Annotated in this window: 17 protein-coding genes; 14 read left to right on the top strand and 3 right to left on the bottom strand. The window is 73.0% G+C overall.

Going from position 1 to position 14410, the window contains the following annotated elements; translation table 11 throughout:
* The first annotated feature begins 85 nt into the window (after positions 1–85).
* The 7 genes from glmS (at position 86) to AW27_RS12945 (ending at position 7095) form a co-directional block, all read left to right on the top strand.
* Complete coding sequence (gene glmS, locus AW27_RS12975) at positions 86–1933, top strand: glutamine--fructose-6-phosphate transaminase (isomerizing) (RefSeq protein WP_037918960.1); 1848 nt, start codon at positions 86–88, stop codon at positions 1931–1933.
* 21 nt (positions 1934–1954) lie between these two features.
* Positions 1955–2323, top strand: a complete 369-nt coding sequence (locus tag AW27_RS12970) for a holo-ACP synthase (RefSeq protein WP_037918961.1) — start codon at positions 1955–1957, stop codon at positions 2321–2323.
* Between the two features lie 4 nt (positions 2324–2327).
* The gene (locus AW27_RS12965; protein ID WP_037918962.1) at positions 2328–3746 is read left to right on the top strand and encodes a bifunctional ADP-dependent NAD(P)H-hydrate dehydratase/NAD(P)H-hydrate epimerase; all 1419 of its coding nucleotides are present in this window, start codon (positions 2328–2330) and stop codon (positions 3744–3746) included.
* Between the two features lie 180 nt (positions 3747–3926).
* A complete protein-coding gene (gene alr, locus AW27_RS12960; RefSeq protein WP_037918963.1) occupies positions 3927–5069 on the top strand; it encodes an alanine racemase in 1143 nt (380 codons plus the stop codon).
* On the top strand, positions 5014–6273 hold the full coding sequence (locus AW27_RS12955; protein WP_078556113.1) for an alpha/beta fold hydrolase: 1260 nt from the start codon (positions 5014–5016) through the stop codon (positions 6271–6273). The genes alr and AW27_RS12955 overlap by 56 nt, the downstream gene beginning before the upstream one ends.
* Positions 6224–6790, top strand: a complete 567-nt coding sequence (tsaE, locus tag AW27_RS12950) for a tRNA (adenosine(37)-N6)-threonylcarbamoyltransferase complex ATPase subunit type 1 TsaE (protein WP_172671280.1) — start codon at positions 6224–6226, stop codon at positions 6788–6790. Before AW27_RS12955 ends, tsaE begins: the two co-directional genes overlap by 50 nt.
* A gap of 116 nt (positions 6791–6906) precedes the next feature.
* The gene (locus tag AW27_RS12945) at positions 6907–7095 is read left to right on the top strand and encodes a hypothetical protein (protein ID WP_106967543.1); all 189 of its coding nucleotides are present in this window, start codon (positions 6907–6909) and stop codon (positions 7093–7095) included.
* Between the two features lie 84 nt (positions 7096–7179).
* Here AW27_RS12945 and AW27_RS12940 read toward each other — a convergent pair whose 3' ends face one another.
* A complete protein-coding gene (locus tag AW27_RS12940; RefSeq protein ID WP_037918967.1) occupies positions 7180–7749 on the bottom strand; it encodes a hypothetical protein in 570 nt (189 codons plus the stop codon).
* Between the two features lie 119 nt (positions 7750–7868).
* Between AW27_RS12940 and tsaB the strand changes: the two genes are divergently transcribed.
* Genes tsaB through AW27_RS12920 form a run of 4 tightly spaced genes read left to right on the top strand, consistent with a single transcriptional unit; the run spans position 7869 to position 10420 of the window.
* Entirely contained in the window at positions 7869–8531 is a 663-nt protein-coding gene (gene tsaB / locus AW27_RS12935; RefSeq protein ID WP_037918972.1) for a tRNA (adenosine(37)-N6)-threonylcarbamoyltransferase complex dimerization subunit type 1 TsaB, read from the top strand.
* 26 nt (positions 8532–8557) lie between these two features.
* Positions 8558–9037, top strand: coding sequence for a ribosomal protein S18-alanine N-acetyltransferase (gene rimI, locus AW27_RS12930; protein WP_030825893.1), 480 nt, complete (start codon positions 8558–8560; stop codon positions 9035–9037).
* Complete coding sequence (gene tsaD, locus AW27_RS12925; protein ID WP_037918973.1) at positions 9030–10151, top strand: tRNA (adenosine(37)-N6)-threonylcarbamoyltransferase complex transferase subunit TsaD; 1122 nt, start codon at positions 9030–9032, stop codon at positions 10149–10151. The genes rimI and tsaD overlap by 8 nt, the downstream gene beginning before the upstream one ends.
* Positions 10148–10420 (top strand): hypothetical protein, encoded by a 273-nt coding sequence (locus tag AW27_RS12920; protein ID WP_236647545.1) that lies wholly within the window; start codon positions 10148–10150, stop codon positions 10418–10420. The genes tsaD and AW27_RS12920 overlap by 4 nt, the downstream gene beginning before the upstream one ends.
* A gap of 67 nt (positions 10421–10487) precedes the next feature.
* Here the strand turns inward: AW27_RS12920 and AW27_RS12915 are convergent, their stop codons facing one another.
* Entirely contained in the window at positions 10488–11684 is a 1197-nt protein-coding gene (locus AW27_RS12915; protein WP_037918974.1) for a class I SAM-dependent methyltransferase, read from the bottom strand.
* 107 nt (positions 11685–11791) lie between these two features.
* Between AW27_RS12915 and AW27_RS12910 the strand changes: the two genes are divergently transcribed.
* From AW27_RS12910 to AW27_RS12900, 3 genes are all read left to right on the top strand, one after another.
* Complete coding sequence (locus tag AW27_RS12910; protein WP_037918975.1) at positions 11792–12748, top strand: polysaccharide deacetylase family protein; 957 nt, start codon at positions 11792–11794, stop codon at positions 12746–12748.
* A 14-nt stretch (positions 12749–12762) separates the two neighbouring features.
* Entirely contained in the window at positions 12763–13632 is an 870-nt protein-coding gene (locus AW27_RS12905; protein WP_037919899.1) for a polysaccharide deacetylase family protein, read from the top strand.
* 186 nt (positions 13633–13818) lie between these two features.
* Positions 13819–14160, top strand: a complete 342-nt coding sequence (locus AW27_RS12900; RefSeq protein ID WP_037919900.1) for a VOC family protein — start codon at positions 13819–13821, stop codon at positions 14158–14160.
* A gap of 7 nt (positions 14161–14167) precedes the next feature.
* Here AW27_RS12900 and AW27_RS12895 read toward each other — a convergent pair whose 3' ends face one another.
* A complete protein-coding gene (locus AW27_RS12895; protein ID WP_037918976.1) occupies positions 14168–14377 on the bottom strand; it encodes a hypothetical protein in 210 nt (69 codons plus the stop codon).
* Between the last annotated feature and the right edge of the window lie 33 nt (positions 14378–14410).

Raw genomic sequence — 14410 nt, 5'->3', positions numbered from 1 at the left:
CCCGCTCCGGCCGATGCGCCGGGGCGGGGTTTTCGTCTTGTTCGGCTACGGGGCAGACGGCCGGCCACGGCGTACGCTGCGCCCTATGTGCGGAATTGTGGGTTACGTGGGAGCGCAGTCTGCGCTCGATGTGGTCATCGCCGGACTCAAGCGACTGGAGTACCGCGGCTACGACTCGGCAGGGGTCGCCGTACTCGCGGACGACAGCCTGGCCGCCGCCAAGAAGGCCGGCAAGCTCGTCAATCTGGAGAAGGAACTGGTCGCGAACCCGCTGCCGGCCGGTTCCACGGGACTCGGGCACACCCGGTGGGCGACCCACGGCGGGCCCACCGACGTCAACGCGCACCCGCACCTCGACAACGCGGGGCGCGTGGCCGTCGTCCACAACGGCATCATCGAGAACTTCGCCGTGCTCCGGGCCGAACTCGCCGAGCGCGGACACCGGCTGGACTCCGAGACCGACACCGAGGTCGTCGCCCACCTGCTGGCGGAGCGGTTCTCGGCCACCGGCGACCTCGCCGAGGCCATGCGGCAGGTGTGCCGCCGCCTCGAAGGAGCCTTCACCCTGGTGGCCGTGCACGCCGACGCACCGGACGTCGTGGTCGGCGCGCGCCGGAACTCCCCCCTGGTGGTGGGCGTCGGCGAGGGGGAGAACTTCCTCGCCTCGGACGTGGCCGCGTTCATCGCCCACACGCGGTCCGCGATCGAGCTCGGGCAGGACCAGGTCGTCGAGCTCCGCCGCGAAGGGGTCGCGGTGACCAACTTCGACGGGTCGGCGGCCGTCGTGCGGGCGTACCACGTGGACTGGGACGCCTCGGCGGCCGAGAAGGGGGGATACGACTACTTCATGCTCAAGGAGATCGCCGAGCAGCCGAAGGCCGTTGCCGACACCCTCCTGGGCCGGATCGACGCGAGCGGCTCGCTGAGCCTGGACGAGGTGCGCATCCCCGTCTCGGTGCTCAGGGAGGTCGACAAGGTCGTCATCGTGGCGTGCGGCACCGCCTACCACGCGGGCATGATCGCGAAGCTGGCCATCGAGCACTGGACCCGCATCCCGTGCGAGACGGAGCTGGCCAGCGAGTTCCGCTACCGTGACCCGATCCTGGACCAGCGGACCCTGGTCGTCGCGATCTCGCAGTCCGGCGAGACCATGGACACCCTGATGGCGCTGCGCCACGCACGCGAGCAGGGCGCCAGGGTGCTGGCCATCTGCAACACCAACGGGTCGACGATTCCGCGGGAATCGGACGCGGTGCTCTACACACACGCCGGTCCCGAGGTCGCCGTCGCCTCGACGAAGGCCTTCTTGACCCAGCTGGTGGCCTGCTATCTCGTCGCGCTGTACCTCGGACAGGTCCGGGGCACCAAGTGGGGCGACGAGATCGAGGCGGTGATCCGCGAACTGTCGGACATCGCCGCCGCCGTGGACACCGTCCTGGAGACCATGGAGCCGGTACGGGCGCTCGCGCGTTCCCTCGCCGACAAGGACACCGTGCTCTTCCTCGGGCGGCACGTGGGCTACCCGGTGGCGCTGGAGGGCGCGCTCAAGCTCAAGGAGCTGGCGTACATGCACGCCGAGGGCTTCGCGGCGGGCGAGCTCAAGCACGGGCCGATCGCCCTGATCGAGGAGGACCTGCCGGTGGTCGTGGTCGTGCCCTCGCCGCGCGGCCGCTCCGTGCTCCACGACAAGATCGTGTCGAACATCCAGGAGATCCGGGCGCGCGGGGCACGGACCATCGTGATCGCGGAGGAGGCGGACGAGGCGGTCGTCCCGTACGCGGACCACCTGATCCGCATCCCGGCCACCCCGACACTGCTCCAGCCGCTGGTGGCGACGGTGCCGCTGCAGGTGTTCGCCTGCGAACTGGCCACGGCCCGCGGCAACGAGGTGGACCAGCCGCGTAACCTCGCAAAGTCCGTGACCGTGGAGTAGTCGGGTAGTGGGGTAGGCCTCGTGATTGTCGGCGTCGGGATCGATGTGGCGGAGATCGAACGCTTCGGAGCGGCGCTGGAGCGCACGCCGGGCCTGGCCGGGCGGCTGTTCGTCGAGGCCGAGCTGACGCTGCCGAGCGGCGAGCGGCGCGGGACCGCCTCGCTCGCCGCGCGGTTCGCCGCCAAGGAGGCGCTGGCCAAGGCCCTCGGCGCGCCCGCCGGCCTGCTCTGGACCGACGCCGAGGTCTATGTGGAGGACACCGGGCAGCCGCGGCTGCGGGTGTCGGGCACGGTGCGGGCGCGGGCGCTGGCGCTGGGGGTGAAGTCCTGGCACGTCTCGCTGAGCCACGACGCCGGTGTGGCCTCCGCGGTGGTGATCGCGGAGGGTTGACCCCATGCGTACTGCTTACAGCGTGGAGACCGTACGGGCCGCCGAGCGGGAGTTGATGGCCCGGCTGCCGGAGGGCGCCCTGATGCTGCGGGCGGCGGCCGGGCTGGCCGCCGTGTGCGCGGGCCTGTTGACGCGGCGCCGCGGCCGGGTCTACGGGGCACGCGTCGTGCTGCTCGTCGGCCCCGGGGACAACGGCGGCGACGCCCTGTACGCCGGCGCGCGCCTGGCCCGGCGCGGGGCCGGGGTGACGGCCGTGCCGATGGACCCGGCACGGATGCACGCGGGCGGGGTGGCCGCACTGCGGGCCGCCGGCGGGCAGCTGGCGCGGACCGTGCCGCAGCGGGCCGACCTGGTGCTGGACGGGCTGCTCGGGATCGGCGGGCGGGGCGGGCTGCGGCCCGCGGGCGCCGCGCTGGCGGAGCGGATCCCGCAGGGGGCCGCGGTGGTCGCCGTGGACCTGCCCAGCGGGGTGGACGCCGACACCGGGGAGGTGGCGGGAACGGCCGTCACGGCCGACGTGACGGTCACCTTCGGGGCGTACAAACCGGGTCTGCTGATCGACCCGGGGGCCTCGCGGGCGGGCGCGCTGCACCTCGTGGACATCGGGCTGCGGCTGCCGGAGCCGGAGGTGGAGGCACTCCAGCACGCGGACGTGGCGCGGCTGCTGCCGGAGCCGACGGCATCGAGCGACAAGTACCGGCGCGGCGTCGTCGGGATCGTGGCCGGATCGACGCAGTACCCGGGGGCGGCGGTGCTGGCCGTCGCGGGGGCCCTGCGCGGCGGCGCGGGCGCGGTGCGCTACGTCGGCCCGGCGGCGGACGCCGTGCTGGCGCGCTACCCCGAGACGCTGATCGGACCCGGGCGGGTGCAGGCGTGGGCGATCGGTCCCGGCCTGGGGGAGGGGCGCGGCGGCGAGGTCGCGGACGTCCTCGCCGGGGACACGGCGGTACTGGTCGACGCGGACGGGCTGCGCGGACTGGACCCGCAGGTGCTGCGTGCGCGGACCGCCCCGACCCTGCTGACCCCGCACGCGGGGGAGGCGGCGGCGCTGCTCGGGGTGTCGCGGGAGTCGGTGGAGGCGGGCCGGCTGGCGGCCGCGCGGAGGCTGGCGGAGCGGTACGGGGCGACGGTTCTGCTGAAGGGGTCGACGACGCTGGTCGCCTCCGCAGGCCGGCCGGTCCGGGTGAACCCGACGGGAACACCGTGGCTGGCCACCGCGGGCAGCGGGGACGTGCTGTCCGGACTGGCCGGGTCGCTCCTGGCGGGCGGGCTGTCCGGGGCGGACGCCGGTGCGGTGGGCGCGTACCTCCACGGGCTGGCGGCCCGCCGCACCGGCGGCCCCCTGACGGCCCACCAGCTGGCCGAGGCCCTCCCCGCCGCCTGGCGGGACACCCGCCGGGAGGCCGGCCCCGACGGCGGGTGAGGCGCGGGGGCCGGGCAGCTCCCCGGGAGGGCCGATGGGGGTGGAGGCCCGGTGCGGGGGCTCGGCGAGGGCTCGGCGGGGGGCTCGGCGGGGCGCCGGTGCGGGGCCGTCCGCCGCCGCTGTCCGCCTCTTCGGCCGTCGGCACCAGGGCCGGGCGGGGACTCTGAGAGACTGTGGACGATGAACGAGACACCGACGCGCGTGTATGCCGAGATCGATCTTGACGCCGTCCGGGAGAACGTGCGCGCGCTGCGCGAGCGGGCGCCCCGGGCCGAGTTCATGGCCGTCGTCAAGGCGAACGCCTACGGGCACGGGGCAGTGGAATGCGCCGGGGCCGCTCGGGAGGCCGGCGCGACCTGGCTCGGGACCGCCACCCCCGAGGAGGCCCTCGCGCTGCGCGCCGCCGGGATCGAAGGCCGCATCATGTGCTGGCTGTGGACCCCCGGCGGGCCCTGGCGGGAGGCCGTCGAGGCCGGTCTGGACGTCTCCGTCAGCGGCATGTGGGCCCTCGACGAGGTGCGCGAGGCAGCCCGCGCGGCCGGCCGCACCGCACGCATCCACCTCAAGGCCGACACCGGCCTCGGCCGCAACGGCTGCCAGCCCGCCGACTGGGAGGCCCTGGTCGGGGCGGCGGTAGCCGCCCAGGCCGAAGGCGCCGTCGAGGTCACCGGCCTCTGGTCGCACTTCGCCTGCGCCGACGAGCCCGGTCACCCCTCGATCAAGCTCCAGCTCGACGCCTTCCGCGAGATGCTCGCGTACGCCGAGAAGGAGGGGATCGACCCCGAGGTCCGGCACATCGCCAACTCGCCCGCCACCCTCACCCTGCCCGAGTCGCACTTCGACCTGGTGCGCTGCGGGGTGGCCGTCTACGGCGTCTCGCCGGTGCCCGAGCTCGGCACCCCGGCCCAGTTGGGCCTGCGGCCCGCGATGACCCTCAAGGCCTCCCTCGCGCTGGTCAAGACGGTTCCCGCCGGGCACGGGGTCAGCTACGGCCACCACCACGTCACCGGCGACCGGACGACCCTCGCGCTGGTTCCGGCCGGCTACGCCGACGGCATCCCGCGCCAGGCGTCGGGCGCCGGTCCGGTGCTCGTCGGCGGCACGGTCCGGAACGTCGCCGGACGCATCGCCATGGACCAGTTCGTGGTCGACCTGGACGGGGAGGGCGAGCGGGTCGCCGCCGGCGACGAGGTCGTCATCTTCGGCGACCCGGAACGCGGTGAGCCCTCCGCCGAGGACTGGGCACGGGCCGCGCACACGATCGCGTATGAGATCGTCACCCGTATCGGTGGACGGGTACCCCGGGTGTACCTCGGCGGCTGAGCGGAGTGAGGGCGGCGGCGTGAGCGAGAACTGGCGCAGGGCCGGCTGGGCCGGCGCCGCCATCGGCGTGATAGCGGCGGGCGCGGCGGCCGGTGTCGCGGTCGAGCGGATCACCGTGGGACGCGGCGTGCGCCGGAAGGCGCGCCTGGCCCTGGACACGGCCGGGGACTACGGCTCCCTGCGCGGCACCGAGGGGACCTGCCGGGCCGAGGACGCCACCGAGCTCTACTACGAGGTCGACGAGCTCCCCGAGGAGGGCAAGCGGCGGCGGCTGCGCCGCAAGGCCGAACCCCCGGCCACCGTCGTCTTCTGCCACGGCTACTGCCTCGCCCAGGACTCCTGGCACTTCCAGCGGGCGGCCCTGCGCGGAGTGGTCCGCGCGGTCTACTGGGACCAGCGCAGCCACGGGCGCAGCGCACGCGGCCTGGCCCAGGCGGACGGCGAACCGCTCACCATCGAGCAGCTCGGCCGGGACCTGAAGGCCGTCATCGACGCCGCCGCCCCCGAGGGCCCGCTGATCCTGGTGGGTCACTCGATGGGCGGAATGACCGTCATGGGATTCGCCGAGCAGTACCCCGACCTCGTGCGCGACCGCGTCGTCGGCGTGGCCCTGGTCGGCACCTCCAGCGGCCGCCTCGACGAGGTGACCTACGGGCTGCCCGCCGCCGGCATGGGCGCCGTGCGCAGGATCCTGCCGGGCGTGCTGAAGGCGCTGGGATCGCAGGTGGAACTGGTCGAGAGGGGCCGCCGGGCCACCGCGGACCTCTTCGCCGGCATGATCAGGATGTATTCGTTCGGCTCCGGCGACGTGGACCCCGGCGTGGCGCGCTTCGCGGAGCGGCTCATCGAGGGCACCCCGATCGACGTCGTCGCGGAGTTCTACCCGGCCTTCCAGAGCCACGACAAGACCGCCGCGCTCCAGCAGTTCGCCGGCATCCCGGTCACCGTCATCGCCGGGGACAAGGACATGATCACCCCGTCCGGGCACAGTGCGGCCATCAAGGACGTGCTGCCGGCCGCCGAGCTCGTCGTGCTGGAGTCCACCGGGCACCTGATGATGCTGGAGCGCCCCGAGACCGTGACGCGGCTGCTGACCGATCTGCTGGCCCGCACCGGGGCGGTGCCGGTCCCGGTAGCGACTAACGTTGGCGTGCATGGAAGAAGTACCGCTGGAAGCACAGCGCAGCCAGGCACCGGAAGCTGAGTCCGGGCACGGCGCGCACACCCGGATCACCATCGACTCCCCCGGTGCCATGCAGGAGCTGGGCCGCCGGATCGCCGGTCTGCTGCGTCCCGGCGACCTCGTCCTGCTGACGGGTGAGCTGGGTGCCGGCAAGACCACGCTGACCCGCGGCCTGGGCGAGGGGCTGGGCGTGCGCGGGGCCGTGACCTCGCCGACCTTCGTGATCGCCCGGGTGCACCCCTCGCTCACCGGCGGGCCGGCGCTGGTGCACGTGGACGCGTACCGGCTCGGCGGCGGGCTGGAGGAGATGGAGGACCTGGACCTCGACGTGTCGCTGCCCGAGTCCGTGGTCGTCGTCGAGTGGGGCGACGGCAAGGTCGAGGAGCTCTCCGAGGACAGGCTGCACGTGGTGATCGCACGGGCCGTCGGCCACGAGGAGGTCCTGGACGACGTGCGGGAGGTGTCGGTGCGCGGGGTCGGGGCGCGCTGGGACGCGGGGGCGGGCCTCCAGGCCCTGGCCGGAGCGCTCCCGAAGTAAACGTACCGACAACTCGTCGGCAAGATATTGCGCCGGCGGCAGCCCTCGTGATGACATGGTACCGAGAGTTTCTTAGGTATGCCTAAGTACGGTGTCCCGGGGTCCAGGAGGCAGCCATGTCGGCACCAGCAGGAGCGCAGCGCCACCCCCGCCCGTCCGCCGTCTCCATGCACGCGCTGCTCGCCGCCGGCGTGGCCGCCACCGCCGTATCGACGCCGCCTTCGCGCGACGAGTGCGCACCGCGCGAGGGCGCGCCGGAGGGCGTCGTATGTGAACAGGCCGCCCCGGAGTCGGAAGCGGCCTGACGGGGCCGCGAGGGGCCCGGGGGTCGTCCCGCCGGTTCCCGCCCTCGCGGCCGTCGCCCGTACGGGTGAAGGAGGCGCGTCCCGTCAGGGAATGACGACGACCTTGGAATTGATCGTCGCGAAGGCCCACATCGCGTCACCGTCGGCGCGCGTCATGCGGATGCCGCCGGTCTTCTTGTTCGGGTCGGGGTCCGGTGTCGTGCCGTCCACGCGGGCGCTGAAGCCGACCGCCACACCCTCCTGGGTGGCGAACCGGACCACGTGCTCGATCGGCGCCCCGTCCGAGCCCGTGACCGAACCCGACCGCGAACCGACGATGTAGGTGCCGGGCTTGGGGTGCACGGTGCTCGGCACCACCGGGAACGACTGCGGCTCCTGCGGCGGCTGCGCGGCGTCCCCCACCAGCCACACCCGCTTCTGGCTCAGCGCGTACACGACGCGCACACCCGTGCCGGAAGACTCGGGCACGGGCGCCGGCTTCGCCGGGTCCTGCTGGCCCGCGGCCGCCGGGCTCGCCGCCGGGGCCGGTTCCTGCGCGGCCGCCCGCGGAGGATGCGCCGGCGCCGTCGCGGAGGCCTGGTAGCCGAGGAAGCCGACGGCTGCGATCGCCGCGGCGGTGAGCCCGGCCACGATTCCCGAGCTGCTGCGTGCCACCTTGCTCCACCTCTCCGCGCTGACGTGATCCGTTGTGATCTCTCGGTCGAAAGGTAGCAGCCGCCCCGCTCCACGACCGGGCGCAAGGGGTGCGGCCGCCGGAGTCGTAGGCTGTTCGCGTGCTCTTGCTCGCTGTAGATACCGCCACGCCCGCCGTCACCGTCGCCCTGCACGACGGCGAGTCCGTCCTCGCAGAGTCCGGCCAGGTCGACGCCCGCCGCCACGGGGAGCTGCTGATCCCCTCCGTGGACCGCGTCCTCGCCGAAGCCGGCCTGAAGCTCGAAGCCGTCACCGGCATCGTGGTCGGCGTCGGACCCGGCCCCTACACCGGACTGCGCGTCGGCCTCGTCACCGCCTCCACCTTCGCCGCCGTCCTGGGCGTGCCCGTGCACGGCCTGTGCACGCTCGACGGACTGGCCTACGCCGCGGGCGCCGCCGGGATCGAGGGCCCCTTCACCGTCGCCACCGACGCACGGCGCAAGGAGGTCTACTGGGCACGCTACGAGGACCCGCGCACGCGCGTCGGCGAGCCCTCCGTGGACCGCCCGGCGGACATCGCCGAGCAGGTCGCGGGAGTGCCCGCGGTGGGCCAGGGCGCACTCCTCTACCCCGAGGTGTTCCCGGACGCGCGCGGCCCCGAGCACCAGTCGGCCGCCGCGCTGGCCTCCCTCGCCGCGGAACGGCTGGCGGCGGGCGCGGAGTTCCTCCCCCCGACCCCGCTCTACCTGCGGCGCCCCGACGCCCAGGTGCCCAAGAACTACAAGGTGGTCACGCCGCAGTGACCACGGCCGAGACGGTTCTGCGCGAGATGCGCTGGTGGGACATCGCGCCGGTGCTGGAACTGGAGCACGACCTGTTCCCCGAGGACGCCTGGTCCGCCGGGATGTTCTGGTCCGAACTGGCCCACGCGCGCGGCCCGCAGGCCACCCGCCGCTATGTCGTCGCCGAGACCCCGGACGGCCGCCTCGTCGGCTACGCCGGACTGGCCGCCGCCGGCGACCTGGCCGACGTACAGACCATCGCGGCCGCCCGCGACCAGTGGGGGACCGGGCTCGGGGCCCGGCTCCTGACCGACCTGCTGCGCGCCGCCACCGCCTTCGAATGCGCCGAGGTGCTGCTGGAGGTGCGCGTGGACAACACGCGCGCCCAGAAGCTCTACGAGCGCTTCGGCTTCGAGCCCATCGGCTTCCGGCGCGGCTACTACCAACCGGGAAACGTCGACGCGCTCGTCATGCGACTGACCGACCCCGCACAAGCACGAACTGAGAGCAGTGAGAGCAATGGCTGACGAACCGCTCGTCCTCGGCATCGAGACGTCCTGCGACGAGACCGGCGTCGGCGTCGTCCGCGGCACCACCCTCCTCGCGGACGCGATCGCGTCGAGCGTCGACGAGCACGCCCGCTTCGGCGGCGTCGTGCCCGAGGTGGCCTCGCGGGCCCACCTGGAGGCGATGGTCCCCACCATCGACCGCGCCCTGAAGGAGGCCGGCGTCAGCGCCCGGGACCTCGACGGCATCGCGGTCACCGCCGGACCCGGCCTCGCCGGGGCGCTGCTGGTGGGCACCTCCGCCGCCAAGGCCTACGCGTACGCCCTGGGCAAGCCCCTGTACGGCGTCAACCACCTGGCCTCGCACATCTGCGTCGACCAGCTGGAACACGGCCCGCTGCCGGAGCCGACGATGGCCCTCCTCGTCTCCGGCGGGCACTCCTCCCTGCTGCTGGCCCCCGACATCACCTCCGACGTGCGGCCGCTCGGCGCGACCATCGACGACGCCGCCGGCGAGGCCTTCGACAAGATCGCGCGTGTGCTCCAGCTGGGCTTCCCCGGCGGCCCGGTCATCGACCGGCTCGCGAAGGAGGGCGACCCGAAGGCGATCAACTTCCCGCGCGGCCTCACCGGCTCGCGCGACCCCGCCTACGACTTCTCCTTCTCCGGCCTGAAGACGGCCGTCGCCCGCTGGATCGAGGCGAAGCGGAACGCGGGCGAAGAGGTGCCGGTGCGCGACGTGGCGGCGTCCTTCCAGGAGGCCGTGGTGGACGTGCTGACGCGCAAGGCGATCCGGGCGTGCAAGGACGAGGGCGTCGACCACCTGATGATCGGCGGCGGAGTGGCGGCCAACTCGCGGCTGCGCTCGCTCGCCCAGGAGCGCTGCGACGCCGCGGGGATCACCCTGCGCGTGCCGCGGCCGAAGCTGTGCACGGACAACGGCGCGATGGTGGCAGCGCTCGGCGCCGAGATGGTCAAGCGCAACCGGCCGGCGTCGGACTGGGACCTGTCGGCGGACTCCTCGCTGCCGGTCACGGACCCGCACGTGCCGGGGACGGCCCACGCCCACCCGCACGGTCACGGTCACCACCACGACCACGTGCACGAGCTCAGCAAGGGCAACCTCTACTCGTGAGCACCGTCACGCTGATGTGGGAGGCCCGGGCCGCAGACGGCCGGGGCAACGAACTGCTGGAGTGGGCCCGCGCCCAGGTCCTCGCCCGGGACCCGGTACGCCGCGAGGTGTTCCGGGCGCCGCAGGACCGGGTACTCGTGCTCACCTGGTGGGAGGCGGCCGAGGGACTCGCGGCCGACCTGCCCGAACTGCCCGAACCGGCCGCCGACCTGATCACGCGCGCGGTGCACCGCTGGCGCTTCGAGTCGGTGGAGGTCGACGGGGCGTAGGGGCGTACCGGTCCGGCGCCCGGCTCCGCCCCTCGAGTCCGTGCCCCGTGCCGCCCGCGGCGGCCCGTCAGGGCCCGGGCTTCGCCGCAGGCGGCACGGCCGGGGCGCCGATCAGCATCGACGGGGCGCCCGCCACCCTGGTCAGGAAGACCGTCGCCGAGTTCGGGCCCTGCGGCTTGACCTTCCTGCGCAGCTCCTCGGGCTCGATCGCCGATCCGCGCTTCTTCACGGTCAGGATCCCCACCTCGCGCTCGCGCAGCAGGGCCTTCAGCTTCTTCAGGCCGAAGGGCAGCACGTCGGTGATCTCGTACGCGGTCGCGTACGGCGTCGCCCGCAGCTCGTCCGCGGTGATGTAGGCGATGGTCGGGTCGATGAGCCGGCCGTCCAGCCGTTCGGCGACCTCGGCCACCAGATGGGCGCGGATCACGGCGCCGTCGGGCTCGTAGAGCCAGCGGCCCACCGGCCCGGCCTCCGGGTCGGGCAGCGGATCGGCGGTGTGCAGCCCGCGGGGTCCGGGCAGCAGGGTGGCGCGCACGGTCCCGGGAGTGGTGCCGAACCAGAGCACGGCCTCCTTGACGTCCCCCTGGTCGGAGATCCACTCGGCCTCGGCCTCGGTGGGTACCGCCTCGTGCGGGATGCCGGGGGCGATCTTGATGGCCGCGTACCTCGCCGCACGGGCCGTCTCCACGGCCCACGACAGCGGCGGCGAGTAGGACTCCGGATCGAAGATACGCCCACGTCCCCCGCGCCGGGCCGGGTCGATGAAGACCGCGTCGTGGCCGGCGGTGTCCACCTCGGTCACGTCCGCCTCCCGGACCTCGATCAGGTCCGCCAGACCCAGCGCTTCGGCGTTGGCGCGCGCGACGGCGGCCGTCAGCGGGTCGTGGTCCACCGCGAGCACCCGGATGCCGAGCCGGGCCAGGGCGAGGGCGTCCCCGCCGATGCCGCAGCAGAGGTCGGCGAGGCTGCGCACGCCGAGGGCCGCCAGCCGCTCGGCCCGGTACGCGGCCACGGACGCACGGGTGGCCATCTCGCCGCCGCCGGGCGTGAAGTACATCCGGAAGGCGTCCTCGGCCCCGAACTTCGCCACCGCGCGCTGCCTCAGTCTGGCCTGCCCGAGGGCCGCCGACACCAGTCCGGCGGGGTGCTCGCGGCGCAGCCGGGTGGCCACGGCCAGCTCCTGGGCGGGGTCGTAGTCGCGGAGCGAGTCGAGGAGGGAGCGGCCCTCGGGGGTGAGGAGGGCGGCAAAGTCTTCGGGGGTCACGGGTCCATTGTCGGCGACGGGCTGTGTGGGCCGGTCGGAGGAACGTCGCGTCCCGGTGCGCGGTGTCGTCCCGTAGGCCCGCGTGTCGGGTGCCAGGATGCGCAGCTATGCAGCTAGTCGGACAAAGGGAAGATAAGACGCAACTGGGTCACCGGTGCGCGGCGGGTGCGCGCGGCCGGTTCGGGGTGGCCGTGGCCGCCCTGCTGGTAGCAGCCCTCGGCACGGCCTGCGGCTCCGGAGAGTCGGGCGGGCCGGACAAGGCCGAGAAGACGAAGGCCGCCAAGGGCTCGGAGGCGGGTGCCGCGGGCGCCCTCAGCGCCGCCGAGAAGGCCAAGGCGCTGCAACAGGCGCGTGTCGCCGCGGCGAAGAAGTGGGGCCTGCGCACGGTGCCGCTCACCGCCCCCGCGGCGCCGAAGGAGAAGCCCCACATCAGCACGCGCGACGGCTTCGAGGTGTGGAACCACGAAGAGGACGAACTGCCCCCGGTGTTCACCACCGTCCCCACGGAGGACAAGGTCGTCTTCCTGACCATCGACGACGGCTCGGAGAAGGACCCCGAGTTCCTGAAGATGATGCAGGAACTGAAGATCCCGTACACGGCCTTCCTCAGCGACTACCTGGTGAAGGACAACTACCCGTACTTCAAGCAGATGCAGGCCGCCGGCGTCACCTTGAACAACCACACGCTCAACCACCGCTACATGCCGGGGCTGTCCTACGAGCAGCAGCGCCGGGAGATCTGCGGCCAGCAGGACACCATCCAGAAGACCTTCGGCAAGCGCCCGACCCTCTTCCGGCCGCCGTACGGCAACTACAACGACGACACCCTCAAGGCGGCGAAGTCCTGCGGCATCAAGGCCGTCCCGCTGTGGAACGCCGAGGCGTTCACCAACCGCATGGACTACCGCGAGTGGGACCGCGACCTGCACCCCGGTGACATCATCCTCACGCACTTCCGGGGCAAGGAGGACTGGAAGGGCACCATGCCTGACATGATCCGTCATGTCATGAAGACCGTCACGGACAAGGGATATGCCGTGGCTCGCCTGGAGGACTACTTGTGAGGTACGCGCGCCGGTTGGTAGCCGGAACGCTGGCGGCCGGCGCGCTCGCGCTCTCCCTGACGGGGTGCGGGAAGAGCGTGGATCCCGTCGAGCGGCTGGGCCGCGGGGCGGCGCAGGAACCGTCGGGGACGCCCTCCGCATCGGCGCAGGTGCCCGGGACGCCGACGGCGCCCGCGCCGGGCGGCGCGTCCGACGAGGCGTACCGGAAGTGGGGCCTGACGGCCCCCGTCCCGTACGCGCCGAAGCCCACCGAGAAGCCGCAGATCCCGAAGGCGGCTCCGGGCGAGGTCCCGGTGATAGACCGAATACCCCTGCCGGCCGGGGAGAAGACGGTCTTCCTGACCTTCGACGACGGGGCGGAGAAGGACCCCGAGTTCCTCCGGATGGCCGCCGACCTCAAGCTGCCGATCAGTATGTTCCTCACCGACAGCGTGGCCTCGTCGGACTACGGGTACTTCGAGAAGCTCCGCGACAACGGCTCGGCGAGCACCGTGAACAACCACACGCTGACGCACCCGAACCTGAGGACCCTCTCCTTCGAGGCGCAGAAGAAGGAGATATGCGGCCAGCAGGACCGGTTGGAGAAGCGCTTCGGCCAACGCCCGCCGCTCTTCCGCCCGCCCTTCGGCAACTACAACGACGACACCCTCCGGGCCGCCTCGGAGTGCGGTGTCTCGTCCGTCCTCCTGTGGCGGGTGTCGATGCAGATCAACAACTTCCAGTACGCCCAGGGCTCCGCCCTCCAGCCCGGTGACATCATCCTGGCCCACTTCCGGGGCCCCGCCGAGCTCAAGGGCACGACGGAGGTCCAGATGACGACCCGCATGCTCCAGCGCATCCAGGAACAGGGCTACCGGATAGGGCGCCTGGAGGACTACCTGTAGGGCCGGATACGAGCACCCGCGCCCCCAGCGCCTTCCCCTCCGCGGCCCCACCGCCCCCGCCCGAGTGCATCCCGTTTCCCACACCCCTGCCAGACCTTCCACCCTCGCCGCGCCCGGTGGGATCCGGTGTTGGGTGGTCGCAGCAACTTAGGCTCTGTACAAGGTCGTTGGGTGACAATGTCGGCCATGGCTATCGACTCAGTGGTGATACGGCAGCGGGTTGAGGATCTGGACGCTGCGGTGCCCTTCTACGAGAGGCTGACCGGGGCGACCGCCTCGCGGTTCGCCTTCGCAGGCGTCAAGCTGGCAGCCGTCGGGCCCTTCCTGCTGTTCGCCGGGCCTGACGAGGCGGTGCAGCGGGTCGCGGGAGTGGCGGCGACGCTCGTCGTCGCGGACCTTGACGTCGCGGTCGAGGAGGCCCAGGCGGGAGGAGCCGAAGTCGTGGTGCCCGTTCAGCCCACTCCCAACGGCCACCGGGCCGTCCTGCGGCACCCCCACGGCGGTGTCTTCGAGTACGTCGGCCCGTGACCGGGGCTCAGTCCGCGGGCTCGACGTTGGCGGCCGAGGTGGTGAACTCCCGCCCGGATGCACCACGAATGTAGGCCAGGTCCATCCAGCATTCGAGGCCGGAGTTCGAGACGTTCTCGTTGATCACGGCCATCAACTCGCCTTCGGCGCCGGAAGCGATGTCGCGGACACGGCGCCCCAGGAGTAGGTGCGGAACGTACTCGTACCGCTCACTCATCGCTTTCAACCTCTCCGGTGGCCTTGAAGCGCG

It is taken from the genome of Streptomyces sp. PCS3-D2 (assembly GCF_000612545.2).
In the GTDB taxonomy this organism is placed as follows: Bacteria; Actinomycetota; Actinomycetes; order Streptomycetales; family Streptomycetaceae; genus Streptomyces.
Note: the sequence above shows the minus strand (reverse complement) of the source record. Positions and strands in the feature narration are given on the sequence as shown.

What these genes read in the sequence shown, in the direction of transcription:
- glmS (WP_037918960.1), top strand. Translation starts at nt 86, where the DNA reads ATGTGCGGAATTGTGGGTTACGTGGGAGCGCAGTCTGCGCTCGATGTG.
- AW27_RS12965 (WP_037918962.1), top strand. Translation starts at nt 2,328, where the DNA reads ATGCGTACTGCTTACAGCGTGGAGACCGTACGGGCCGCCGAGCGGGAG.
- alr (WP_037918963.1), top strand. Translation starts at nt 3,927, where the DNA reads ATGAACGAGACACCGACGCGCGTGTATGCCGAGATCGATCTTGACGCC.
- AW27_RS12955 (WP_078556113.1), top strand. Translation starts at nt 5,014, where the DNA reads ATGAGATCGTCACCCGTATCGGTGGACGGGTACCCCGGGTGTACCTCG.
- tsaE (WP_172671280.1), top strand. Translation starts at nt 6,224, where the DNA reads ATGGAAGAAGTACCGCTGGAAGCACAGCGCAGCCAGGCACCGGAAGCT.
- AW27_RS12945 (WP_106967543.1), top strand. Translation starts at nt 6,907, where the DNA reads ATGTCGGCACCAGCAGGAGCGCAGCGCCACCCCCGCCCGTCCGCCGTC.
- rimI (WP_030825893.1), top strand. Translation starts at nt 8,558, where the DNA reads ATGCGCTGGTGGGACATCGCGCCGGTGCTGGAACTGGAGCACGACCTG.
- tsaD (WP_037918973.1), top strand. Translation starts at nt 9,030, where the DNA reads ATGGCTGACGAACCGCTCGTCCTCGGCATCGAGACGTCCTGCGACGAG.
- AW27_RS12910 (WP_037918975.1), top strand. Translation starts at nt 11,792, where the DNA reads ATGCAGCTAGTCGGACAAAGGGAAGATAAGACGCAACTGGGTCACCGG.
- AW27_RS12900 (WP_037919900.1), top strand. Translation starts at nt 13,819, where the DNA reads ATGGCTATCGACTCAGTGGTGATACGGCAGCGGGTTGAGGATCTGGAC.
- AW27_RS12895 (WP_037918976.1), bottom strand. Translation starts at nt 14,377, where the DNA reads ATGAGTGAGCGGTACGAGTACGTTCCGCACCTACTCCTGGGGCGCCGT.